This is a genomic window from Sporosarcina ureae, from assembly GCF_002109325.1.
Taxonomy (GTDB): domain Bacteria; phylum Bacillota; class Bacilli; order Bacillales_A; family Planococcaceae; genus Sporosarcina; species Sporosarcina ureae_C.
This window is the reverse complement of record NZ_CP015348.1, coordinates 2,602,373-2,626,577: the sequence shown is the minus strand read 5'-3', so window position 1 is coordinate 2,626,577 and position 24,205 is coordinate 2,602,373. Positions and strand designations below refer to the sequence as shown.

General features: G+C 41.5%; 20 protein-coding genes. 2 read left to right on the top strand and 18 right to left on the bottom strand.

Features of this window, described 5'->3' with window-relative positions; all coding sequences use genetic code 11:
- Positions 1-59 precede the first annotated feature (59 nt).
- From SporoP32a_RS12945 to SporoP32a_RS12925, 5 genes are all read right to left on the bottom strand, one after another.
- Positions 60-1,985, bottom strand: coding sequence for a 3'-5' exonuclease (locus SporoP32a_RS12945; RefSeq protein ID WP_085428272.1), 1,926 nt, complete (start codon positions 1,983-1,985; stop codon positions 60-62).
- A gap of 207 nt (positions 1,986-2,192) precedes the next feature.
- Entirely contained in the window at positions 2,193-3,857 is a 1,665-nt protein-coding gene (locus SporoP32a_RS12940) for a glucosaminidase domain-containing protein (protein ID WP_232319648.1), read from the bottom strand.
- A 209-nt stretch (positions 3,858-4,066) separates the two neighbouring features.
- Positions 4,067-5,206 (bottom strand): alanine dehydrogenase, encoded by a 1,140-nt coding sequence (gene ald, locus SporoP32a_RS12935; protein ID WP_085428270.1) that lies wholly within the window; start codon positions 5,204-5,206, stop codon positions 4,067-4,069.
- 163 nt (positions 5,207-5,369) lie between these two features.
- Positions 5,370-6,770: an aspartate aminotransferase family protein gene (locus SporoP32a_RS12930; RefSeq protein ID WP_085428269.1), complete on the bottom strand. Its 1,401-nt coding sequence runs from the start codon at positions 6,768-6,770 to the stop codon at positions 5,370-5,372.
- Positions 6,760-8,229 carry a CoA-acylating methylmalonate-semialdehyde dehydrogenase gene (locus SporoP32a_RS12925; RefSeq protein WP_085428268.1) on the bottom strand — a complete coding sequence of 490 codons (1,470 nt, stop codon included), beginning with the start codon at positions 8,227-8,229 and terminating at the stop codon, positions 6,760-6,762. Before SporoP32a_RS12925 ends, SporoP32a_RS12930 begins: the two co-directional genes overlap by 11 nt.
- 145 nt (positions 8,230-8,374) lie before the next feature.
- Between SporoP32a_RS12925 and SporoP32a_RS12920 the strand changes: the two genes are divergently transcribed.
- Positions 8,375-10,003, top strand: coding sequence for a PucR family transcriptional regulator (locus tag SporoP32a_RS12920; RefSeq protein WP_232319533.1), 1,629 nt, complete (start codon positions 8,375-8,377; stop codon positions 10,001-10,003).
- A 126-nt stretch (positions 10,004-10,129) separates the two neighbouring features.
- Here the strand turns inward: SporoP32a_RS12920 and SporoP32a_RS12915 are convergent, their stop codons facing one another.
- The 13 genes from SporoP32a_RS12915 to SporoP32a_RS12860 all read right to left on the bottom strand — a co-directional run bounded on the left by SporoP32a_RS12915 (position 10,130) and on the right by SporoP32a_RS12860 (position 23,135).
- Positions 10,130-10,615, bottom strand: coding sequence for a hypothetical protein (locus tag SporoP32a_RS12915; protein ID WP_085428267.1), 486 nt, complete (start codon positions 10,613-10,615; stop codon positions 10,130-10,132).
- Positions 10,587-12,185 (bottom strand): sodium/proline symporter, encoded by a 1,599-nt coding sequence (locus SporoP32a_RS12910; RefSeq protein WP_085428266.1) that lies wholly within the window; start codon positions 12,183-12,185, stop codon positions 10,587-10,589. The genes SporoP32a_RS12915 and SporoP32a_RS12910 overlap by 29 nt, the downstream gene beginning before the upstream one ends.
- Positions 12,186-12,200: 15 nt before the next feature.
- Positions 12,201-12,356: a hypothetical protein gene (locus SporoP32a_RS17085; RefSeq protein ID WP_198166169.1), complete on the bottom strand. Its 156-nt coding sequence runs from the start codon at positions 12,354-12,356 to the stop codon at positions 12,201-12,203.
- Between the two features lie 245 nt (positions 12,357-12,601).
- Entirely contained in the window at positions 12,602-14,227 is a 1,626-nt protein-coding gene (locus SporoP32a_RS12905; RefSeq protein WP_085428265.1) for an amidohydrolase, read from the bottom strand.
- Between the two features lie 39 nt (positions 14,228-14,266).
- Complete coding sequence (locus SporoP32a_RS12900; RefSeq protein WP_085428264.1) at positions 14,267-15,730, bottom strand: sodium:solute symporter family protein; 1,464 nt, start codon at positions 15,728-15,730, stop codon at positions 14,267-14,269.
- Complete coding sequence (locus SporoP32a_RS12895) at positions 15,730-15,954, bottom strand: hypothetical protein (protein WP_085428263.1); 225 nt, start codon at positions 15,952-15,954, stop codon at positions 15,730-15,732. Before SporoP32a_RS12895 ends, SporoP32a_RS12900 begins: the two co-directional genes overlap by 1 nt.
- Before the next feature lie 35 nt (positions 15,955-15,989).
- Positions 15,990-17,243: a M20 family metallo-hydrolase gene (locus SporoP32a_RS12890; RefSeq protein WP_085428262.1), complete on the bottom strand. Its 1,254-nt coding sequence runs from the start codon at positions 17,241-17,243 to the stop codon at positions 15,990-15,992.
- Positions 17,244-17,501: 258 nt separating this feature from the next.
- Complete coding sequence (gene rbsB, locus SporoP32a_RS12885) at positions 17,502-18,437, bottom strand: ribose ABC transporter substrate-binding protein RbsB (protein WP_085428261.1); 936 nt, start codon at positions 18,435-18,437, stop codon at positions 17,502-17,504.
- A 15-nt stretch (positions 18,438-18,452) separates the two neighbouring features.
- Positions 18,453-19,394 (bottom strand): ribose ABC transporter permease, encoded by a 942-nt coding sequence (gene rbsC / locus SporoP32a_RS12880; RefSeq protein ID WP_085428260.1) that lies wholly within the window; start codon positions 19,392-19,394, stop codon positions 18,453-18,455.
- Entirely contained in the window at positions 19,381-20,877 is a 1,497-nt protein-coding gene (locus SporoP32a_RS12875; RefSeq protein WP_085428259.1) for a sugar ABC transporter ATP-binding protein, read from the bottom strand. The genes rbsC and SporoP32a_RS12875 overlap by 14 nt, the downstream gene beginning before the upstream one ends.
- A 16-nt stretch (positions 20,878-20,893) precedes the next feature.
- Positions 20,894-21,283, bottom strand: a complete 390-nt coding sequence (rbsD, locus tag SporoP32a_RS12870) for a D-ribose pyranase (RefSeq protein ID WP_085428258.1) — start codon at positions 21,281-21,283, stop codon at positions 20,894-20,896.
- Entirely contained in the window at positions 21,280-22,158 is an 879-nt protein-coding gene (gene rbsK, locus SporoP32a_RS12865; protein WP_085428257.1) for a ribokinase, read from the bottom strand. The genes rbsD and rbsK overlap by 4 nt, the downstream gene beginning before the upstream one ends.
- Positions 22,158-23,135: a LacI family DNA-binding transcriptional regulator gene (locus tag SporoP32a_RS12860; RefSeq protein ID WP_085428256.1), complete on the bottom strand. Its 978-nt coding sequence runs from the start codon at positions 23,133-23,135 to the stop codon at positions 22,158-22,160. The genes rbsK and SporoP32a_RS12860 overlap by 1 nt, the downstream gene beginning before the upstream one ends.
- A 729-nt stretch (positions 23,136-23,864) precedes the next feature.
- On the opposite strand from SporoP32a_RS12860, the gene SporoP32a_RS12850 reads away from it, so the two are divergent.
- Complete coding sequence (locus SporoP32a_RS12850; protein WP_085428254.1) at positions 23,865-24,194, top strand: GRAM domain-containing protein; 330 nt, start codon at positions 23,865-23,867, stop codon at positions 24,192-24,194.
- The last annotated feature ends 11 nt before the right edge of the window (positions 24,195-24,205 follow it).

Sequence of the window (24,205 nt, the reverse complement as noted above, 5' to 3'; positions counted from 1 at the left end):
TATCATAGAAAAAAGCCATCTTCGCTGATTAGTTATCAATCAGGGTAGATGGCTGTGTATTATTTCGACTGTTCAATTACATCCGGTCCTTCCTCTTTCTTCCGGTCCTCCAACACTTTATCAAAGTACGCAGTAAATTCGGATTCCCCTGAATAGGAAATACACAAATACTCCTTCGCTCGTGTCATGCCTATATATAGTAGCGATGCTTCACGCTCGATATCTTCTTCCAAAGCAAATGGAATATTATTCGCGCTGACGATAAACACCGCCTGAAAGTCTAAGCCCTTACTGCTTTCGATCGTACTAATTTTGACGCTTTCGTGATCGATATCAAAGTTGCGTTTTGAGTCACTGTTTTCTGCGATCCAATAGTACGGTATATCTTCTTGCTCCAATGCGCTTTTTAACAGCGCGATATAGTCTAGCCCTGAAAATCGTTTAACTCGGTACAGAATCAATATTTCAGATAAAGGCAACTTCCGCTCACGATGTAGTTTGGCAATTTGCTTGGCGACGATCACAGCTTCTCGCCTGAAACTATCAACGCGGACAATCGCAGGTTCATAGCCTTTCCTACGTGTGCTTTGTGGGGCAATGATATCGCCTTCGAACTCTTTACTGACAACTTTATTTTTTAGCACAGAGTGTTGCTGATAGAAAGCCCATGCGAACGACACGATCTGTGCAGTGTTGCGGTAATTAATGCTCAATACTTTGGAGCGTCCTCTGAAGTCGAGACCCGTGTCTTGTAAATACGAACGTCCTCGCTTATAAATGGACTGCGCACGGTCTTCTACAAGAAGTAATGATTTGGTATCAGGATTTAATAATTCGCTGACCAGTTTGAACCAGTCCGCGTCGAAATCCTGTCCTTCATCGATCATGATGGCATCGTACTTCGGCAAGATCGCTTCGCCCTGCTTTAACTTCTCCAGCATCATAGGAATAGTAGCTTCTGATATACGCAAATCATTGCGCAACCAGCTGTGGAAATTCCGGACTTGAATCAAATGCTTGGCTCTTTTTGTGTGGGTTTCTTCTTTTGTGAAGTCAAAGTCGAACAGTGAATCGGGCTCATTCATCATATGATGCACCATGTGTTCAATATTTCTTGCCAATGAAATGTTGTAACAGAGAATGAGTATCTTCCAGTCAGGATGCTCTCTCGAAAGCAACTTTGCACGACTAGCCAATATGAGCGTTTTTCCGCTTCCCGCCACACCACGAATCAACCTATTCTTGTCACCAATTTGCTTAGCCATATTTTCCTGATGCAAATCCATCGTCTTAATGTCATGTAGCGACAGCAATAATTGGTCTTGATGCGGAGAAGGCTGCTTGAATTCAGCACTAATTCGCACTTCTGGAAACAGATGATAACGTATCGCATCAATGTCATCTTTACCGAGCGGTTCACGCAATCGATACGGAACGACAAACATTTCCGCAATCTTTTCCATTAAATTCTCTTCTGTAAACGCCTCGTGTTCAGGATCCATTTCATCCCGTGTTAGCGAAAGGTGAGGTTCGATGACGCCATACAGACCAAGTTCAAGAAAGTCTTTCTGATGAAGGCGCGTGAAAACTGTTCCAAAACCATACGGAAACTTCAACTGTGATTGATACTTGCCCTCAGTTTGTACAAGATTCCCATCTTTCTTCAAAAGATCTACTAATAGAAAAGCATTCTCCCTTGCTTGTTTCTGCGGACTCTTCGTTTTAACTTGTTCACCGTTTGAATTAATCAGTGTCCATTCATCACGATCCAGCTGATACAACGTGTTTTTCGTATAGTCTTTCACTTCGAGAACTAGAATACCGAGATCCGGTCCAATCACTACGAAGTCCGGTCGCTTACCACGTATTTCTGGTTCGTAATATACAATATAATCGTCAGGCAAATAGTTCTTCAATGTCCGAAATAGCAGACGCTCTCCTGCCGTTGCACTCGATCTAATAGTTTCAGGTACTGTATAGGCCACACCAATCCCTCCCTTTCTATTAGCCATTTATTACCTATAGTATACTACATATCTAGTTTTTGTAAAATTCTATTTAATTAGACACAAAAACAAGCTATTAACCTAAAAGGTCAATAGCCTTGTGTTCTCACTGTTTTTTCGTCAGTGCAATCTGCTGTATCCGTAGCCACTCGCTTTGTTCCTCTTATATCCATTTGAACTTCTGCTTCATTCCCATTTCAATCGATCTACATAACTTCCATGTACATACAACACATCATACGGTGCTAGATCTGATCGAATTTGAATCCAAGGGCTTTCAGGCAATTGATCGTTGTTAATAATCAATGGCATACCAATCTTTGCATATTGATAAACTTCAGCTCTGCTAGTGTTAGGATCTTGACGAACATTGAGTTTAACCTCATTCGTCAAACCAATCTTCAACTGATTGGCCATCTCTTTCCCACCCATCGAGCGATCCATCCGATACAAATGGCCTCCAATTTTAGAGCCCCAATACGGATCGGACGCGTACTTGACGTTCATGCCGATTGCTTTATTGCCGAAATTCGTTCCATTCGCATATTTGGCACCTGGTGGTAAGTAGTTTCTATTCAAAAATGAATCGACAAGTTCCTGGATGTTCTTACTTACAGAAGCAAAATATTTATTTTGTGGATTATCATCCGTCACATACATACCGAATAAGTTATTATAATTCAGTGCGTATGAACTAAGCCCATATTGGCTTTCATGCTGTGCCAGCGCAAGGATATGCATCGCGTTAATATGACTTTCTCGTTCTATACGCTTCAACTCCGCCCCCATCCCAATCAACTTGCTTCTTGTCGTCGCATTTTTGTAGATCGTAGGTTGCGGGTTGGCATTTTCAAGTCTTCTTAACTGATCCATAATATACGCATCAAGTTCTTCTGCTGTATAGCGTGTCATACTGCGCATCGGCAAGTATTGGAAGTACTGATGGGCTGTACCGACCGCTGTGCCTACCACATCATGGAAATGGCTTCCGTCCGTGCTATAATACTTGGCACCCTCTTGCATGAAACGTGGTGCCGCGCCCATTTCATATGAAGCAAATTTTTTGGCGTTATGTGAATAAATGAAGTGATAGAGCGAACCTTTCGACACTTTGTAGTACGTGCGATCCGTCACCGTTTGACTTGGCAATAGCCTCGCATTTTGTGGTTTAATGTAGAAGTTTCTTCCCGCCAGTTCAACCTTCACAGATTTCGCTGTTGAATCAACGTAAAGAAGCTCCGTGTCAGCTGGTACATACGTTTCTTGTATAGTTAACGCTTCATTGGCATATAAAATCGTCAATGAACTCCCTCCATATGCTACAGTCGAGACAAGTCCTGCTGGCATATGAATAATCTTATTTTGTAACAATACCACTTGATTGTTATTCATACGATTTGCAGCAGCTTCAAAACTTGGCAATCTTTCTATAATGGATGTTGTACCATTGGCTTGTACATTCGCTAGATCATAGGTTACCCCTGCTTTGATCGAAAACGTCTTCGTAATCGGTGATTTTAATGATTGGCCGTCCGTGTTTTCTACGGCTTGAGTGATAACCAATGTATAGTGTTCACCGTAACGGTAATTGCCTACAGGCGGTGCAATATGTATTTTTTGATCTTTGTCAGAATAGGACAGCACATTCTCCTGTATTTTCCCTTGAGAATCTGTGATATAAATCGAGCTTGGCACTGTTTCACGCTTTACCGGTTTATTGAACGTGATCGTCCAAGACTTGTCCGGCTCCTGATTGGGCGAATGATCCGGCCAAGTTGCAGCTTCGGCTACGAACATCAAGGAAAACGTAACCAGAAAGGCGATTGCAGTAGTTGTGATATGTTTTGTCATGTTTTTCAATTCTAGTAACCTCCCTTTTCGATAATTATACAGGATGTTACTAGAAATCTTATTAAATAAAACAACTATCTCCGCAATACTTTGATAGACACAAAAAGCCACTTCACTTGAAACACACTTCATTTCTAAAGTGTGTTTCAAGTAAGTGGTTTTTCTATTACGACTTATATTATTTCGTTTACTAACATGACGTGTTCATTTCATACACTTGTAACTAAATCACTGTTTTCAAGAATAGATTCTGCAGATACATACTGCAGATCCTGCGCTTCAGCCACTGCTTTGTATGTTACGTTTCCATTCACTGTATTTAACCCTTTACGTAGTGCTTCATTATCTAGAAGCGCTTGCTTAAACCCTTTATTAGCAATTTGGAGTGCATAAGGAACCGTGACATTAGTCAATGCCATAGTAGATGTTTGTGGCACAGCACCTGGCATATTAGCAACTGCATAATGCACTACATCATGCTTAACGTAGATAGGATCATCATGTGTTGTCACTCGATCTGACGTTTCAAAAATGCCTCCTTGATCGATGGCAATATCCACTAAAACGGATCCAGGTTTCATCGATTGAACCGCTTCTTCAGATACAAGCTTAGGTGCTTTGGCTCCTGGAATGAGTACTGCCCCTATCACCAGATCTGCTTCTCTAACAGATTCTGAGATATTAAATGGATTGGAAACGAGTGTCTGTATACTATTACCGAAAATTTCATCCAAATGACGTAAACGATCGACTGATAGATCTAGAACCGTTACGTGAGCACCCATGCCCACAGCAATACGAGCCGCGTTAGCACCCGCCTGCCCTCCACCAATCACTACGACTTTTCCACGAGACACACCAGGCACGCCAGCTAGTAGAACACCTTTTCCACCTTTTGTTTTCTCAAGATACTGAGCGCCAATTTGTGTAGCCATCCTTCCAGCCACTTCACTCATTGGAGCGAGCAGAGGTAATGAATGATTAGGTAGCTGAACCGTTTCATAAGCAAGACCTACTACTTCATTTTCAAGGAGTGCATTCGTCAACTCTACTTCAGATGCCAAATGTAAATACGTGAACAGTATTAATCCTTTGCGGAAAAAGCGGTATTCAGAAGCGATCGGTTCCTTTACTTTCATCACCATGTCTACATTCCACGCTTCTTCTGCTGTCTGGACAATTTTAGCCCCTGCTTCAACGTAGCTCTCATCTGTAAAACTAGATCCTAGACCCGCTCCCGTTTCAATAAGTACTTCATGGCCTGACGTACAAAGTGTGAAAACGCCTGCCGGAGTCATCGCTACCCGATTTTCATTATTTTTAATTTCCTTCGGTACACCAATTAACATGCTCATTCCTCCTCGAATAAAAGATAAACATTACGTAGTTTTCGGCTGTTATAACGCTAATAAAGAAATAGAAAGTATTGCATAGAAGAAGCACCTCTAGCTGCTCACTACATCAAGTAGACAAGAGGTACTTCTTTATGCACGCAAAGGATAGACTCGCTATTTACTCATTCTCTTTAAATACTTTTTTAATAACAGATACAATAAAGTCAAAGTCTTCATCTGTGCAGGAAAGTGGCGGGCATAGTGCAAGCACGTTATTGAAACCTTCTACTGTTTCGCCGTTTCGGCCAACAATGAGTCCGTTCGCCTTACACTCTCCAATGATTTTTGTAATACGAGCATTTGAAGCAGGCTCTTTTGTTTTTTTGTCTTCTACCATCTCAATACCCATTAAGAATCCAAGACTTCTGATGTCTCCCACATACGGGTGATCTTTCAAACTAGCTAGCTCATCCGACAAACGATCGCCAAGTTCAGCAGAACGATTGATTAAGTCTTCACGTTCCAAAATTTCTAAGTTCTTTAGTGCGACTGCACAAGCTGCCGGATTGCCTCCAAATGTATTCACATGGCGCAAATGACTATGCTCTTCGCCCGTATCGAACTTTTCATAAATATCTTTTCGGATTGCGGTAACTGATAGCGGTAAGTATGCGCTAGTCAAACCTTTTGCCATCGTCACAATATCAGGTTTTACCTTGAAGTGTTGGTGTCCAAATGCTTTTCCAGTACGCCCAAATCCGCAAATTACTTCGTCGATAATTAATAGAACGCCATGGCGTGTACAGATCTCTTGCACCTTCTCTAAGTAGATCGGGTGTGGAATCAAAATCCCACCACCTGTAATAAGTGGCTCCATAATGATTCCTGCGATTGTCTCTTTTTGCTCCCAAATAATCTTTTCTTCAAGCTCTAAAGCACGCTGGATATTGTATTCTTCCACCGAAATCCCTTCTGGTTTTCGATAGTTATCCGGAGGCGCTACATGCAAGAATCCTGGCACTAGTGGTTCATACTTATACTTTCGAAGTGCTTGGCCTGTAGCAGATAATGCACCCATTGAACTTCCGTGATACGCACGATAGCGGGAAAGGAATTTATATCGGGATGGTTGCCCATTTTGCTGATGGTATTGACGTACTAGTTTAAATGCTACTTCATTCGCATCCGATCCACTATTAGAATAGAAGATTTTATAGTCGTCTCCCAACATTTCATTTAATTTAGCAGCAAGTTGAATGGCCGGTTCATGGCTTTGTGTCATCGGAACATATGCTAGTTTTTTCATTTGCTCATATGCAACTTTTGCAATTTCTTCTCTTCCGTAACCGACATTCACACACCATAATCCTGACATGCCATCTAAATAACGATTTCCTTTATGATCTGTAATCCATGCATTGTCTCCACTCTCAATAATCATCGGTGGATTCTTTTCATTATAAGCAGAAATATGATGCCATACTTTATCTCGATTTTGTTCTGTCAATGACTGTTTATTATTTTGATCCTGTTCATGTATAGTTTTCAATATGCGTTCCTCCCTTTTCTCAATATTCATGACGTGCAGTCAACATTTTCTTGCGTGTGTAGAATTCAATTCCATCACGGCCGTTTGCATGCAAATCGCCGTAAAATGACTTCTTATAGCCAGAGAATGGGAAGAATGCCATAGGCGCTGGTACACCTAGATTAATACCGAGCATTCCTGCGTCGATTTCTTCTCGGAATTGACGAATAGCCTTCGAGCTATCTGTGTACAAACAAGCACCATTCGCGAAATCTGACTCATTTGTAAGTTGAATCGCTTCGTCTAATGTCTCTACTCTGATCACCGAGAGTACCGGCGCGAAGATTTCTTCCTTCCAAATTCGCATTTCGGTCGTAACGCCTTCAAATATTGTCGGTCCTACGAAATAGCCGCCTTCTGAAGTAGATTGATCGCCACGGCCATCACGAACGAGATTAGCGCCCTCTTCAATACCTGCTTCGATGTAAGAAAGTGTCTTATCTTTATGCGACTCACGAATAACAGGTCCAAGGAACACTCCTTCTTCCAAACCATTTCCAATCGTCATATTATTTGCCTCTTCAACTAATCGTTTCACAAGTTCGTCAGCAATATCTCCAACTGCGACTACGACAGCAGCAGCCATACATCTTTCACCAGCAGAACCAAATGCCGCATTAGTAATATTCGTAACTGTTAAATCCATATTTGCATCCGGCATAACAATCGAATGGTTCTTAGCGCCTGCTAGTGCTTGAACGCGCTTACCATGAGCAGTTCCTGTTTTATATACATACTCTGCAACCGGTTGTGATCCTACAAATGAAACTGCTGGTATGTCTGGATGGCTTAAAATTCCGTTAACGATATCATGTGCTCCATGAACGATATTGAAAACTCCATCTGGTAGTCCCGCTTCCGTTAATAACTCTGCTAATCTATTCGCTAATAGAGGTGTACGCTCTGAAGGTTTCAAAATGAATGTATTACCTGCTGCAATGGCAAGTGGGAACATCCAGCAAGGAACCATCATGGGGAAGTTAAACGGTGTAATCCCCCCGACAACGCCTAAAGGATAGCGATACATACCCGATTCAATGTTGGTAGCAATATCGGGTAGTTGGTAACCCATCATCAAGGTTGGTGCCCCTGAAGCAAATTCCACACACTCAATCCCACGCAGAACTTCTCCATAAGCTTCTGCATAGTTTTTTCCATTCTCTATTGTAATTAGTTGTGCCAGCTCCTCCCAATGAGCCACAAGAAGTTGCTGATACTTAAATAGAATACGAGCCCTTTGCGGTACCGCAACTTTCTTCCATGAAGAAAAAGCTTTTTTGGCTGCATCTACGGCAACTTGTAGATCTTCCGCAGTTGAAACGGGTACTTCCGCAATAATTTCGCCTGTGGCAGGATTTGGCACCTCTTCATATTTATCCGTGAGTGATTTTACCCATTGTCCATTAATAAAATTAGAAAGCGCTTTCTTTTCTACAACCAATGTATTCATTTTTCTTCCTCCCCTTCTTCTAACCTTGCTTTAGAGCAAGACTTGAGCTAAGCTACTATCTATAGTTTAACGACTATTCTAATAACTTTCATTTTACATTGTGTAACATTGTTCCAAGTATTTTTTTACGTTATGGAGGTCTGTAATGATGAACGAACATTCTTTGACTGTTCAAGACGTCCTTGCCCGCGACACCTTTAAGCATGCAAGACTCTTAGCAGGAAAAAACGGCTTAGATCGTCAAGTTAGATGGTCACACATACTCGAAGTAAGCGATTTCAGCTCATTGGTCAACGGAGGTGAAATCATTTTAACAACGGGCATACATTTACAGCTTGATACAGAAACACAATTACACTATATAAAACAGTTAATTGAATTGAATGTGGCATGTCTATGTGTTGAAATTGGAGTTCACCTTAGTGAGGTGCAGCAGGATATTATTGACTTTGCCGATGATCAAAACTTTCCTATCATTATTTTTGAGAAGTCTGTAAAATTTGTTGATATTTCACAAGACTTGCATACAGTAATCATTAATCGGCATTATGAGATGCTTTCAAAAATCGATACACTATCTAGGAAATTTAATGAGTTAAGCTTAATGCCTAATGGAATCTTAAAAATCTTACAAGAGTTACAAGTGCATTTTAAACAAGATGTGTTGTTTATTTCTGACGATGAAAGATCCTATTATTACCCTATTGAATCAAAAACTTGGAAAGATGATCTGCAGCGTTTCTTAAATGATAATCGTACAGAAACTTTTGAGCACGACGTATACATGGTAAACGGAGAACCATTCGCACTGCTGTCAACAAGTGGTTTAGGCCAAGACTTAGGTTATCTGTGTTTACATCTACCACAATCGCTGGCTGATGACTTTATTTATTTAATTTTAGATCGAGCCTCTCTAGCCATTGCGCAAATATTACTTCGAAATCGTACTATACAAGAGAGAAACCAACATTATGAAGATGAATTTGTTCGTAATTTACTACATGGTCGTTCAGTAGAACAAGAGGATTATCAATTTTATTTACCAACGAAAAGTCGTAATACACATTATCGTATTTTAATGATTCAAATGGATACTCATGACTCCGTAATAGATGACTATAATTGGGAAGAAATCCGTTCGCAGCAGGCTATGATCATTCGTTCACTTTGTAAGCGACACAGTATTTTCCCCGCTCTTACAGTTAGTAAAAATGAAATCACAATCGTTGCCTCCTTCATTGCATCCGATCAGCGTATAAAAGATACAAATCGCTTCACTCAGCTAATCAAGCAGATCCAGAGTACGGATGATAATGCTTTCTCTAACGGTCGTACGTATAAATTTGGTATTAGCTCTGTACACCAAGACCCTTCAAAGATTCCAACTGGCTATATGGAAGCCAAAAAAGTAGTGGATATTAAGCAAAGTTTTTCATTTGAAAGTGATTACTATGAAGACTTAGGTATTTATAGATTGCTTCTATTGATTAAAGATGAAGGATACCTTGATCACTATGTAGAAGATTATCTCCAATCTTTAATTGACTATGACACTAAAACAGACAGTGAGTTATTTGAAACTCTACGTATTTATCTTGAGTGTGGAGGCTCAAAAAAAGAAACGGCAGATCGTCTCTTTATTGTTCGGCAAACGCTATATCACCGACTGGAAAAAATCGAAACGATACTTGGTCCGAATTTCATGTCTCCCCTAAATCGCATTGCGCTCGAAGTGGCTATTATGGCCAAACAAATTTTAGTCAAAAATGATTAATATAACTTACAGCTGCTACTTCCTGGACTATACAAGTAGTGGCTGTAAGTGCATGATATCTCTTCGTATTCAAGAACTACTACTTCCCCCTGCAATAAGAGCTAGTTTATTTAGTTCTATCCTGCATCATAATGGATGATAACTACCGCTAACTGCATCTACAATAAGTTGTCCTTGCTTATTATTCGGCAACTTGAAATCCGTCAACCAAAAAGGGCGATAAAAAAGATTTCTTTGTACTTCTATGATTTTAGGCATTGTTACGAATTTTGCTTTTGAGGAAGCATTATCAAAAACAAATCGCTCCGCTATACTAATGGCATCTTCCTCTGCAATGACAGGCTGAGGAATTCTTCCAGTTTCTACTGTCCGGTCAAAGAACATAGGTTTGACGTCTACAAGTGACCCTCTTCCACCAAGTGCGTCTACCGTACAGGCTACTTTCCCCTTAAACTTCAGCAAACTTTTTGCGCTTACTTGATATTCAAAGAAGTAATAGGGATAGTAAATTAAATCTTGAATGTGAAACAGCGTTTGTTTTTCATACTGTTGCAACCCAAGCAATACTTCTTCTTCCGAGAAATCAATTTCTTGTACTAACAGGGTGCTCATAACTATCTACTCCCGCGAAATATTTATCGTTCATCAAAAACTTAGATACATTACTTGCCTCTGGCGCCAGATCGCGTGTGATGTTGCGATCAAACTCCTTTGAAAAATAGCGTTTTTTTCTAGACTGTTCAAATGCTTCTTGTACTTCTTCTGAAGGCTGTCGACCAAATTGACTTCCAATCATCATACCTAGAATCGATACAATTAGACCTGCCAAAAACGGATGAAGTCCAGTCGATGTTTCCAATGACATGGAAGTCCAAATAATATTTGTCATCGCTCCACCGATCATGGCAGATAAGCAGCCTATATAATTAGCTTTTTTATAGTAGACGGATGAAACATATGGAACTAAGAAAGCATTTCCTAGTGTACCGAACGCAAACAGAACTAATGCAAATACCGATGGCGGCTCATAGATCGCTACAATTACACCTACAATACCTCCCATTAAAATACACAGTCTGGATACGAGAATCATAGTTTTTTGACTAGCATTCTTGTTGATGAACCGTTGATACACGTCACGCGAAAGAATAGATCCCGCTTGCATCAAGATAGAATCTGCAGTGGACATAACAGCAGACATAATTGCCGAAAGCAATAATGCTGCAAAGATTCCTGGGAATAACGTATAGGCCAGTTCAGTAATAATCATTTCAGGATCTGCAATTGTAGGAAGCAAAATGATACCGATCAATCCTAAAATATAAGGAACGAAAATGAAAAATTGGTTCCAAATAGCACTGATCATGACTGCTCCTTTTACTGTTTTCGTACTCTTCATAGACATATGGCGAACGACTACGTGTGGGAGTCCCATATAGCCTATAGAATAGATAAGGATTGCACCAATCACCATTCCCCATTGCCCATAATATGCCAAACCTTTACCCCAGATACTCAAGTAGGTAGGATCAATAGCTTTTAAGGCAACGTTCAATCCAGTTAATCCCCCTACATGAAAATACGCAAGAAAACCGATGCCTACAACGCCAAACACCATAATTAATCCTTGTACAAATGAGGTATACGCAACAGCTAAATAACCTCCAGCTACCGTGTAGACAATAATGACGCTAATCCCGATAATTAATGATAGTTCGTACGTGAAACCTGTTAATGTAGCCATAGCCTTTCCAGCTGCAATAAACTGAGCGCAAACATAACCGAATAAAAAGACGATGGAGATAATCGATCCTACTACACGAACGCTCGGACTTTCAAAGCGTTTCTCTAAATATTCAATCGGTGAAAGCGCTCCCATAATTTCAGACATTCTTCTCATCCGTTTACCTAAAACGGATAGGTTGATGATGGATCCACCCGCATCACCAATAGCGTACCAAATAGCATACCAGCCGTATTTAAAGGCCATAGCAGGAGCACCCATAAACATGAATCCACTCATCGCAGTCGTTTGCATTGTCATTGCAGTAACAGCAGGCCCTAGAGAACGACCGCCAAGTAAATATTGTTCTGTTGAGGATGCTGATTTTCTGGAAAACCATAAACCAATCGTTAATAGAACACCTAGATAGATAATAAAAATAATCCCATCGATACTCATTGAATCCCCCCATTGTTACTGCATATTTTGTTGTTGTTTTTCATGTTCGTCCATTTCATCTTCTAAATCATCTTCTCGCTTTAATTTAAAGTATATGATTACAGCCAATCCTACCCAAATAAAAGGCCATGGTACAAACCACCAAAATGTTTCAGCAGGAAATCCAAGCATATTTTCACCTCCTCATTAGATCCGTAAATGTTATCAGACTATTTAATCTATTATATTTGTAAATCAGCTGTAACACATTGGACATAGTGTAATGAAATATCAATAGAGATTAGATGTTTTGTAATTCATGGATATTCTGTAAGTAGTTACACATAAAAAAGGACTATAGAGTAGCCCCTTCATAAAAGAGCTTTCTATAGTCCTCATTTTGTTGCGTACATTAATTATAAAATTGAAGTTACTTCTTATTTCACATGGCTAAGGGGCTTTTCATACTCGACTACCCCATCGATAATCGTCATGACCACGGACACATCTTTGATTCTTTCTGTATCCAATGAAAGTATACTTTCATCCAATATAACCAAATCAGCTAATTTCCCGACTTCTATACTACCTTTTATTTTTTCATCAAAACTAGCATAGGCCCCCATATAGGTATAGGCCTTTATCGCATCTTGCACACTTACTCGTTGGCTGACTCCTACATCCTGTCCTGAAATAGATTTTCTATTGACAGCTGCATGGATGCCAATAAGTGGATTATGATCTACTACTGGTGTATCAGAAGCGAATGCAAATGGAATTCCTTTTTCTAAGTAATCATTTGCGGGATACATTACATTTACACGATCCCCAAAGTTTTTAATATAGGAATCACCATTCGCGTAGATGAAAGCTGGATTAGGAATAATGACAACTCCTAATTCCTTCATTCGATCTTGAAGATCAGGGCTCGCAATCCCCGCATGTTCAATGCGGTGGCGGTGATCAGAACGCGGATTTTCATTTAATGCATTTTCTATACAGTTCAGCAACATTTCAATCGCTCTATCTCCTTGAGCGTGAGCAGTGATTTGATAACCTTTGCGATGTGCTTCCCCAAGTATTTCATTCATTCTATCCTGTTCATAATACAGTATGCCTGTATCTGTTGGATCACTATCGTATGGCTCGCGAGTGGCTAATGTTGGTCCTGTACTACTGCCATCTGTAAAGAGTTTAGCCGGTCCAATTTTGAGCCACTCATCGCCATCTCCAGTTACCGCTCCTTCATCGATCATATGTCGAACGAAAGACTCCGAATCCGTCAATGAACCAATGAGAGTATAGACTCTGTTTTTCACATCGCCAGAATCTATTGCTTTTTTAATCAATTGTAAAATATCCGGTCCCCATCCGTAGCTGCCTGCGTCATGGAGACTAGTGATACCAGATTCCACGAATACTTGTGATGCTAGCTTTAGTCCTTGTGCAATTTCCTCTTCGCTATAATCTGCTACGCTGAATAATTGCATATGTGCGTTTTCAATCATTTTCCCTGTCAAGTCACCTGATGAATCTCGTTCTATTTCTCCGCCAGCTGGATTCACAGTTTCTCTTGTAATCCCTGCAAGCTCCATTGCTTTGCTATTTGCAATAGACGTATGATTACATACTCTAATAATCACTATTGGATGTTCAGTGGAAATCGCGTCAAGCTCCTGTATAGTAGGAAAACGCTCCTCCTTCACAGCACTTTCATTAAAACTCGTCACACGAATCCATTCACCCTTAGGAGTGGATGTAGCACGTTTTTTAATTTCAGCAAACAAATCTTCCAAGGAATGAATGTCAGGACTTGCACAACTAATACCTAGTAAGTTTGTTCCATAGATAGTCAGGTGCAAGTGCGGATCTATAAACCCTGGGAGGAGAGATTTGCCTTCCAAATCAATAACCCTAGTCTCTTCTCCAATATAACATTCTATCTCATCGTTCTTGCCTACAGCGACAATAATATGATCTTTCACCGCCACGGCTTCTGCAATAGTTTCGTTTTGATCAACTGTCAGTACTTCTCCATTAGTAAATACTATGTCTGCGTGCATAATTAGCCACCTCTCCAAATTTAAATGAACATATGATAGTTAGCTGCGAAGATAAATGTCTTCCTCTTCATTCCCAGCAGTCTTCGTAAATAGACTTACAACTATCATGATGATCACATTAGCAATCAATCCAATGATTCCGGCATGCATTCCAAATGGTGTGGATTCTGCGACCAATTGGAAGTAGAAATTCAACGCCGCTCCCACTACTAGTCCGCTGATGACGCCAGCTGCGGTAGCACGTCTCCAATATAACGCACTATACACACCTGGTGCGAATTGAACGATCGCCCCATAAGCACCTAATAGCAAGACAATTAATCCTTGCCCACCAAAAATCGTGATAATATATGCCAATCCACCGATTACAAAGACACCTACGCGCATGATAGTCAATACCGTCTTATCAGGCAGATCTTTAAATATAGCGCGAATAATCCCATCTGTCGTTTCCAGTGTAGCATTGTGTGTAATCGCATCAGCAGATGACATCGCAGCAGCAAGTGCACCCGCACCAACTAATCCATATACCCAGCCTGGCAAATTCATGACAGTTGTGATTAAGAATGGTAGAATCTGATCCGCACTTTCAATCAAGTTCGCATCTACAATTCCTTTAGCCGCAAATCCTACTAGCAATAGTGGTACTAGGAATAATGCGAAAATCGGATAAACCAGAACCGTTTTCTTTATGACTCTAGGACCTGTCGCATAAGATTTTGTGAATAGATGCGGCCACATAAGAAATCCGATTACAGAGACTAGAATAGTAGTCGTGAATGGTATAGTCCCCATATTTGACCCTTCTTTTCCAATCTGTAAAAATTCAGGTGTTTCTGTAGCGATATTCGTGAACATCACACCAACTGAATCATGCAACTGATTTACTATAGCCAATCCTACGACCCATGAAATGATAATCATCAATAGTCCCTGGAATACGTCTGACCAAGCTGCAGCACGCAATCCTCCTGTTGCTACATAGACAACAACAATGCCATATGCAAGGAGTCCTCCCAGCCAAAATGGAATTCGCCCTTCAGTCATGATGTTAAAGATATGTGCCATTCCAGTCAGTTGAGTAGCTAAGTATTGTATGGATGCTAGTAAAGCAAGTACACCAACAATAATACCGAGCCATCTACTTTTATATCGAATTCTCAAAAAGGATGAAAGCGTATACAAATTAAACTTTTTACCGATCTTAGATATCTTAGGTCCGATGATATACCAAGGAAGAATCGCAAAAGCTGTATAGATGATAATATAATAAGCAGGGGCTCCTTTTTCATATGCCCAACCTGGTGCACCTAAGAATGAGAAGGCGCTAAATACAGCTCCACCCATCAAGAACCACATAACGATTAACCCTAATTTACCTCCTGCAACAGCAAACTCATCTAGAGAACTGGAATCTTGCCCTTTACCTGCCCACACCCCGACTACTAATGCAATAACTAAGTAACCCACCATAATGATTAATGCGATTAGCCAATTTTCCATTATTCATCACCTTCTTCCAACGCGCGATCTGGATCAAATTGATGCAGTATGATTATTGCAACAAACGTAAGTAGTATAACTAAGATAATATAGAAGAATGAAAAGGGAAGTCCCATAACTATTGGCGTTGCTCGATTAGCTAGCTCAAACAACGGAAATATTAGCAATAGAAAAGGGATAGTAACAGTAATAACATAAATGGTATTAAACTTTTTCCTACTCATTGAATTCCTCCATCAATACTTTATTTTGTAATCTATTACTTTTGACAAGCCATTCTAAATACGGTCTTATAGAGTAATTCTGCTCCTAATGCAATATCTTCTGGTGAACTATACTCCTTTGGATTGTGACTTATACCATCTTTGGAGCGAACAAAAATCATTCCATAATCACATACATAGGACATTTGAAGTGAATCATGAAATGGTCCACTCATTAACTCAGGTGGTGTTAAACCCATTTCACTACTTTCTTCTCGCATGATTTGCATAATGTTTTCGTTGCAGAATCGTGGCTCGTTCCTCGTATCTTCACTGATTTTATAGGTCAAGCCGTGTTCTTCTGCAATTTCATCTATATACTGTCGTAAAACTTTCTCGATTTTATCACGTCTATTCTCATCAATATCACGAAGGTCTACAGTAAAAGTAACTTTTTCCGGAATGATATTGCGGGAATCAGGAAATACTTGCAAGCTTCCTACAGTACTAACGGTCGGTGCCTCAGGAATTTCTTGCGCTAATTCATTTAACTTTACAATGACTTTAGCAGCGCCAACTAATGCATCTTGCCGCATCGACATAGGAACAGATCCAGCATGTCCTGCAAGCCCCTCCATTTCAACCGTCATCCATAACGGACCTGAGATGCCTGTCACAATACCAATCGGCTCATCTTTTGCTTCTAGCACAGGCCCTTGTTCAATATGTAGTTCTAAAAATGCTGCGATCTTTGAAGTATCTATTAGACATTCTGTAAACTTTGATGGATCCGCTCCAAATTCAATGAGTGCCTCACGCCTAGTCATACCTGTCTTATCCTGACGATCTAGTTCTCCTTCTTCTAGCTTATCTAGGATGCCTCTAACACCAAATAATCCTTTATTGAAACGTGAACCCTCTTCATCAGCAAAGGCAATTAAAATAATAGGGATCTCGGGTATGATTTTATCTTCATAAAAAGATTCCAGTACTTCTAATGCCCCCATCACGCCGAGCGCACCATCATATCTTCCACCGTATGGCTGTGAATCTATATGAGAGCCTATGACTAATGCTGGCGCATCATTTGCTAATCCATCCATTCTGCCAATCAAGTTTCCAAAATGATCAATTGTTGTATGCAATCCTATTCCATCCATATACTTTTTAACGTGTAAGACAGCTTGTTTATCTTCAGGTGAATGTGCGAGTCTTGATACCCCTGTCGAACCGATTTTACCTATCTCTGCTAAACTTTGAAGATTATCATTCAATCTACCTGCATTAATCGACTTTGATAACGCTTTCATTTCAACACTCCTTCAGCCTATAATTCTTTTCCTGCTCTATTATTGATTATATATTCAAATTTGTCTATGCTCACTTTACATAGTGTAAATATTTCGAATATAAAGACATACAAATAGTCTAATCTTTTTACTTTTAAATTAAATCTATTTTTCCAAGTAGAGTAGTCTTTGAGACAACGAGGTCCAAAGCAGTAATAGATATTTTTCCGCAAAAAAGCTCCCCAGCCATGATAGCTGGGGAGCTTCTCTAAACTATACTTACTCTTTAATTAACTCTAACTCAACTGGAATGTCCGCTTCTACGTCCTCGCCATTTAGCGTAGCAACCGCCGCTTCCATTGCCTTCTTCCCGATTTCTTCAGGCTTCTGTGCAATCGTCGCTGACAACTTGCCATCTTTAACAGAGTTGACTGCGTCGTCCGTAGCGTCGAATCCAATTACCAGAATATCTTTACCAGCAGACTGAATCGCTTCCAATGCACCTAGCGCCATCTCATCATTATGTGCAAATACACCTTTGATGTCTGGATTTGCTTGCAAAATATTTTCCATAACCGTCAAACCTTCTGCTCGGTTAAAGTTCGCTGTTTGTTTTGCAACGATATTTACTTTACCTTCTACCGCTTCGTTAAAGCCGGCTCCACGGTCACGTGCTGCCGATGACCCTGCGATACCTTCAAGCTCTGCTACTTGTGCATTATCTTCGCCAAGTAACTCAAGCATATATTCTCCTGCCAACACGCCGCCTGCTTTATTATCCGAAGCGATGTGAGAAACTACTTCTCCACCTTCTGCACTACGGTCTACTGTAATGACCGGAATGTTCGAACTGTTAGCTGATTCTACTGCAGATACAACCGCTTCAGAATCTGTCGGGTTGATGATCAGTAAATCTACACCTTGTTGAATTAAATCTTCTACATCACTTGCTTGTTTAGATGCGTCATCTTGTGCATCTACTACTATAACTTCTGATCCTGAATCTTTTGCTTGCTCCTTCACTCCGTCACTCAATGTTACGAAGAACGGGTTGTTTAACGTGGATACAGAAAGACCGATCTTATATGCTTTGTCTCCGTCTTTTGCTGCATCTCCCTTGTTATCAGATGAAGATTCTGAACCCGGCTGATCCAACGAACAAGCTGCCATTACGAACACGACTGCCATAAGCAATAACCATTTAATATTCTTCATACACTTCTCATCTCCTTATGCTGTTTTTTTGCGATCCAAGAGGACTGCGATTAATATAACTGCACCCTTTACGACCTGTTGGAAGAAAGAGGATACGCCAATCAAATTCAAACCATTGTTCAATACACCAATAATCAATGCACCGACTAATGTACCAACAATCCAACCACGACCGCCAGTCAAGCTAGTCCCACCAAGTACTACGGCAGCGATGGCATCGAGTTCGAACATATTACCAGCTGTCGGCTGCGCGGAATTCAAGCGTGATGTCAAAATTAATGCAGCAATGGCCGTCAATCCGCCCGCCAATGAATACACATAAATTTTGATTCGATCGACGTTGATTCCAGAAAGACGTGACGCTTCTTCATTGCCACCTACCGCATAGACGCGGCGTCCAAACGTCGTTTTCTTCAATATGAAGTACAGCACCGCAAAGGAAATAGCCATCGTAACGACCGGAACGGGGATACCTAGAATATATCCTTTACCGAGCATTTGGAAAGTGAATGAATCACCAAGTCCTGAAATCGGTCGGCCTTCAGTATAGACCAACGTTAATCCGCGGAAAATGGTCATAGTCGCAAGCGTTGCAATAAATGGTGCGACCTTACCTTTCGCAATGATCAATCCGTTAATTGCACCGAGCAGAACACCTAATAATACTCCGAGTAGCATAGCCAAAATCGGATCCATACCGCCCGACATCATGCCGGCTGTTACAGCACCCGTTAGCGCGAGAATCGATCCGACCGACAAATCGATTCCGCCTGTCAAAATGACAAACGTCATCCCGAACGCAATCAAGGCGTTAATTGAAACTTGACGCAATACGTTGAACAAGTTGTTCAACGTTAAAAAGCTTGGACTCATAACTGAAATAATGACAATGATCAAAAGTAAACCAATGACCGGCCCCAATTTCTGTATGGACGATTTCATATTAGTTTTGGACAACTTTGTCACCTCCTGTTGCAAAATGCATAATCCGTTCCTGTGTCATTTCTTCTTTTGGCAAGTTGGCCATCAACTGGCCTTCGTGCATAACGAGCACGCGGTCTGCCATACCGATCACTTCTGGTAGTTCAGATGAAATCATCACAATCGCAACTCCACGCTCAGCCAACTCATTGATGATGCTGTAAATTTCTTTCTTCGCTCCAACGTCGACACCTCTTGTCGGTTCATCCAAGAATAGAATATCCGGCTCAATCCCAAGCCATTTCGCGATAACTACCTTTTGCTGGTTACCACCGCTCAACGACTTGACGCTTTGTTCAGGTCCAGATGTGCGAACACCGAGACGTTGAGACATCGTGTCATACAACTGATTTTCTTTCGTTCGTTGAATGACTCCTGAGTTAGAAATACGATTGAAATTGGTCAGGCACATATTTTCTCGTACCGAAAATTCAAGAATTAACCCTTCAGATTTCCGGTCTTCCGTAACGTATCCGATCCCAAGCTTTTTCGCTTGTAAAGGATTCGAAATCACTACATGCTTTCCATCAATGAAAACTTTACCTGCAGTTGGCTTCTTAAAGCCGAAAATAGATTGAATCACTTCCGTACGCCCGGCACCCATCAATCCGGCAATACCGACGATTTCACCTTTTCGCACTTCAAATGATACATCTTCAAAATAGTCACTGCGCGAGAGGTTTTCTACTTTCAATTTCACATCGCCTATTTCACAAGCACGTGCTGGGAATCGTTCACCCAATTCACGTCCGACCATCATCTGGACAATTTCTTCAAACGTCGTATCTTTAATATTTCGCACACCGACGTATTGACCGTCTCGCAAAATGGTAATGCGGTCGCACATCGCGAAAATCTCTTCCATGCGGTGAGATATATAAACGAATGAAACGCCTTCTGCCTGCAATGCGCGAACCGTTTTAAATAACGTTTCGATTTCACGATCCGTCAGTGCTGCAGTCGGCTCATCCATCACAATCAGTTCGGCATTAGAAGAAACCGCCTTCGCAATTTCAATAATCTGCTGTTTACCGACAGACAATTCACGCGTGATGGTACGTGCATCCACATTCAATCCTAACTTCGATAGAATCTCTTCCGCTTGACGATTCATTTCCTTCGTCTTCAAAATTCCAGTTTTGCCGAAAGTCTTTTCTTTACCTAAATAAAAGTTCTCCGCAACGGTTAAGTCAGGTAAAATATTAAGCTCTTGGTGAATAACCGCAATGCCTGCAGCCTCAGCTTCTTTAGCACTTTTGAACTCTACTTTCTCACCTTTGACGTAGATCTCACCTGAATCACGCGTATAAATCCCTGTCAAAATCTTCATCATCGTAGATTTCCCTGCACCATTCTCGCCCATAAGCGCATGGATTTCACCTTTCACCACATTAAACTCCACATTATCGAGTACTTTATTTCCATTAAAACTTTTCGATATTCCGCTCATCGCAATCATCTCTGCTCACCCACTTTCAGAATATGACGCCCGACTGCACGATAATATTGGCGTAAGGTGTCGCTTCTCCTGTACGAATAATTACTTTCGATCGACTTGATTGTTCTTTCAATTGCTCATGTGTCAGCTCATCTATCGGACATTCTAACTCTTTGATTTTACTGTATACTTTAGAGTTCTCCGCTTTTATTTCACCAGCAATATATACTTTTTCTACTTGAAAGTCTTGTAATAGTTCAGTTAGTACTTCAGTGAATGAAGGTTTTCCGAGTGTATACGAAAGATCGATACACGGAACATCTTCTGGAATTGGTAGACCGCAATCGGCTATCGTTAGTTGATCAGTGTGACCCATCTTAGCGAGCACAGCCGCAATATCACGATTGATCATACCTTGCTTTTTCATCGCCTTTCCTCCAAACGCGCTTTCACTTCTTCAAATGAAGGCATGCCACCTTGTGCGCCAAACTTCTCTACGGAAAGCGATGCCGCTGCATTCGCGAAACGAACCGCTTGTTCCAACTCCATGCCGGTTACAATTCCATGTGCAAGCGCTCCGTTAAACGTATCACCTGCGCCTGTTGTATCCACGACATTTGTCTTAAAGCTCTCTACGATCACATGCTTTTCTCCATCAAAGAACCGCGCACCATCACTACCTAGCGTAATAATTAAACGGTTCGGATACTTTTCTAATGCACTCACCATATCCATGCCGAAGATCTGCTCACATTCCGTTTCATTCGGCGTCAAATACTTGATGGATGGCATCATATCCAGCTCAAAGCCTCGTGCTGGTGCAGGATTTAACATCACGGGAATATTGAGTGCTTGGCATTTCGCCAACGCATAGATAACGGTCGGGATAGGGATTTCCAATTGAAGCATCACCAGTTTACTGCGCTTGATGAGTTCCTCAATTTCGTCAATATAACTAGGCATCAACGAAGAATTGGCGCCTGGAACGACGATAATCCGATTATCTCCTTCCGATAGTAAAATATTCGCAATACCGGAAGCTCCTTCAACCACACGAACACCTGTGACACCGACTTTGTTTTGCTCTAGATTATTCAATATACTCGTACCGAACATATCATTCCCTACACAAGCCGCCATATGCGTTTCGCTACCTAGTCGCGCTGCCGCAATTGCCTGATTCGCGCCTTTTCCACCCGGCACCGTATCGAACACATTTCCAAGAACCGTCTCGCCTTGATCCGGAAAATTCTCCGTGCCGACTACCAAATCCATATTGGCACTGCCAATGACCGTTATCATTACGTCTCACTCCTTGTCGTCTCACGAATGAGCAACTCTGCCGGAATTAGTACTTCACGCTCCGTCAGCTCGTGCCCTTCAATTAATTTAATAAGCATTCTTGCCGCCATCGCACCAATTTTGTATAAGTCCTGAGCAACCGTTGTTAGGCCTGGTGTTAATTGGCTCGCTAGCATCGTTCCGTCATACCCTACGATTTGAAGCTGATCCGGTACGTGTATGCCTAAAGAATACGCAGCCTTCATTGCACCTGCCGCGGTGACATCACTACTCGCAAAAATCCCATCGATCGGCACGTCTTGCAACACCTTCTTCACCATCGTCTCAGCTATTTCAAAATGGAAGGGACATTCAATAATATGAGTTTCTATATCTTTCCCGTTCACAGCATCATTGAACCCAGCAAATCGATCATCTGCAGGACCTAATCCCGATGGCCCTCGCATACAAAGAATATTTTTACAGCCACTCTGTAATAAATGCTCCGTTCCAATGCGCGCACCTTCGCGGTTATCCGTCGCAATATACGGAATCGACGAATGAATTCTGCGGTCAATCGCTACGATCGGAACGTCCAAACCGGTGTAATGTTCAGCCTCTACATGACTCGTCGCCACAATAAAACCGGCTACATATTTCTGCTGAAGCGTTCGGACATAATTAATTTCCTTTTCCAAGTCTTCATCTGAATTGCATAGGATGACAGTGTATCCATAAGCTAACGCGATATCTTCTATCGCACGTGCAAGTTCCGGAAAAAATGGATTGACGATATCTGGCACAATCAATCCAATAAACGTCGATTGCTTCGTACTGAGCGAACGCGCGATCATGCTTGGCTCATAGTTCAATTCCTCAACGGCTTTGCCAATGACTCGTTTCGCTTCTTCACTTATGTATCCTTTATTATTTAAATAACGTGAAACAGTCGCTACTGAAACCCCTGCATGTTGCGCGACATCCCGTATATTAGCCAACTATTCCACCTACAATCTCTCGATATGTAACCGGTAACACATTCATATGTGGTACCGGTTACACATAATGATAACAGACAAGGTTTTTTAGTGTCAATAGGGAAATAGAGCGGTCGTGGGCTGGCATAGAGCGGATAGCGCGGGTGATAGAGCGGATAACTCGGTGGATAGAGCGGTCACGGAATCGCATAGAGCGGATAACGCGGCTGATAGAGCGGATGCGGGCTCGCATAGAGCGGATAGCGCGGCTGATAGAGCGGTCGCGGACCCTGATAGAGCGAATATCACGGCCGATAGAGCGGGCGCGATCTCGCATAGAGCGGATAGCGCGGCTGATAGAGCGGGCGCGGGCTCGCATAGAGCGGATATCCCAGCCGATAGAGCGGGCGCGGGCTCGCATAGAGCGGATATCCCAGCCGATAGAGCGGGCGCGGGCTCGCATAGAGCGGATAACGCGGCCGATAAGAGCGGATGCGGACCCTGTTAGAGCGAATATCACGGCCGATAGAGCGGGCGCGATCTCGCATAGAGCGGATAGCGCGGATGATAGAGCGGATAACGCGGCGCATAGAGCGGATAACGCGGACGATAGAGCGGATACCACATCAAATAGAGCAACTACCCCCACTCACCTCTTCGCTAAAAGAATCAACATCACTTGTTTATACATATTTATATAGGTAAAATGGAAATGGAGTCTTCGTTACTATCCATAAAGGAGAGATCGGTATGATAGTTTCTCATGAAAATGAAAATGTCCTATATGAAATTCCGGTAGATTTACGCAAAAGCATAGATTACGTTAGTGGGGATTTATTTATTACAGATCAACGCTTTCTTTTCCAGCCACGAAATATGCATTTCAAAAGAGACGCGATGGAATTTACTATTCAGGATATCAATAATATTGATTCGTCATATGTATTAGGCATCGTACCGAATGGCATTACCGTAGAGTTGAATGACGGCACTACGAACACATTCGTGTTGGAGAGTACATTGTTCGTCAAGTGTGATGATATTATCAAAACCGTTTGGAGTTTAATGGAGAACAGGTAAAGTGGCTAATG

Excerpts from the sequence above, each read along its gene's own strand:
- rbsB (WP_085428261.1), bottom strand. The coding sequence starts at position 18,437 with ATGAAGAATATTAAATGGTTATTGCTTATGGCAGTCGTGTTCGTAATG.
- SporoP32a_RS12920 (WP_232319533.1), top strand. The coding sequence starts at position 8,375 with ATGATGAACGAACATTCTTTGACTGTTCAAGACGTCCTTGCCCGCGAC.
- rbsD (WP_085428258.1), bottom strand. The coding sequence starts at position 21,283 with ATGAAAAAGCAAGGTATGATCAATCGTGATATTGCGGCTGTGCTCGCT.
- SporoP32a_RS12850 (WP_085428254.1), top strand. The coding sequence starts at position 23,865 with ATGATAGTTTCTCATGAAAATGAAAATGTCCTATATGAAATTCCGGTA.
- SporoP32a_RS12925 (WP_085428268.1), bottom strand. The coding sequence starts at position 8,229 with ATGAATACATTGGTTGTAGAAAAGAAAGCGCTTTCTAATTTTATTAAT.
- SporoP32a_RS12900 (WP_085428264.1), bottom strand. The coding sequence starts at position 15,730 with ATGGAAAATTGGCTAATCGCATTAATCATTATGGTGGGTTACTTAGTT.
- SporoP32a_RS17085 (WP_198166169.1), bottom strand. The coding sequence starts at position 12,356 with ATGCTTGGATTTCCTGCTGAAACATTTTGGTGGTTTGTACCATGGCCT.
- SporoP32a_RS12940 (WP_232319648.1), bottom strand. The coding sequence starts at position 3,857 with ATGACAAAACATATCACAACTACTGCAATCGCCTTTCTGGTTACGTTT.
- rbsK (WP_085428257.1), bottom strand. The coding sequence starts at position 22,158 with ATGATAACGGTCATTGGCAGTGCCAATATGGATTTGGTAGTCGGCACG.
- SporoP32a_RS12905 (WP_085428265.1), bottom strand. The coding sequence starts at position 14,227 with ATGCACGCAGACATAGTATTTACTAATGGAGAAGTACTGACAGTTGAT.
- SporoP32a_RS12890 (WP_085428262.1), bottom strand. The coding sequence starts at position 17,243 with ATGAAAGCGTTATCAAAGTCGATTAATGCAGGTAGATTGAATGATAAT.
- ald (WP_085428270.1), bottom strand. The coding sequence starts at position 5,206 with ATGTTAATTGGTGTACCGAAGGAAATTAAAAATAATGAAAATCGGGTA.
- SporoP32a_RS12915 (WP_085428267.1), bottom strand. The coding sequence starts at position 10,615 with ATGAGCACCCTGTTAGTACAAGAAATTGATTTCTCGGAAGAAGAAGTA.
- SporoP32a_RS12875 (WP_085428259.1), bottom strand. The coding sequence starts at position 20,877 with ATGATTGCGATGAGCGGAATATCGAAAAGTTTTAATGGAAATAAAGTA.
- SporoP32a_RS12895 (WP_085428263.1), bottom strand. The coding sequence starts at position 15,954 with ATGAGTAGGAAAAAGTTTAATACCATTTATGTTATTACTGTTACTATC.
- SporoP32a_RS12910 (WP_085428266.1), bottom strand. The coding sequence starts at position 12,185 with ATGAGTATCGATGGGATTATTTTTATTATCTATCTAGGTGTTCTATTA.
- SporoP32a_RS12930 (WP_085428269.1), bottom strand. The coding sequence starts at position 6,770 with ATGAATATTGAGAAAAGGGAGGAACGCATATTGAAAACTATACATGAA.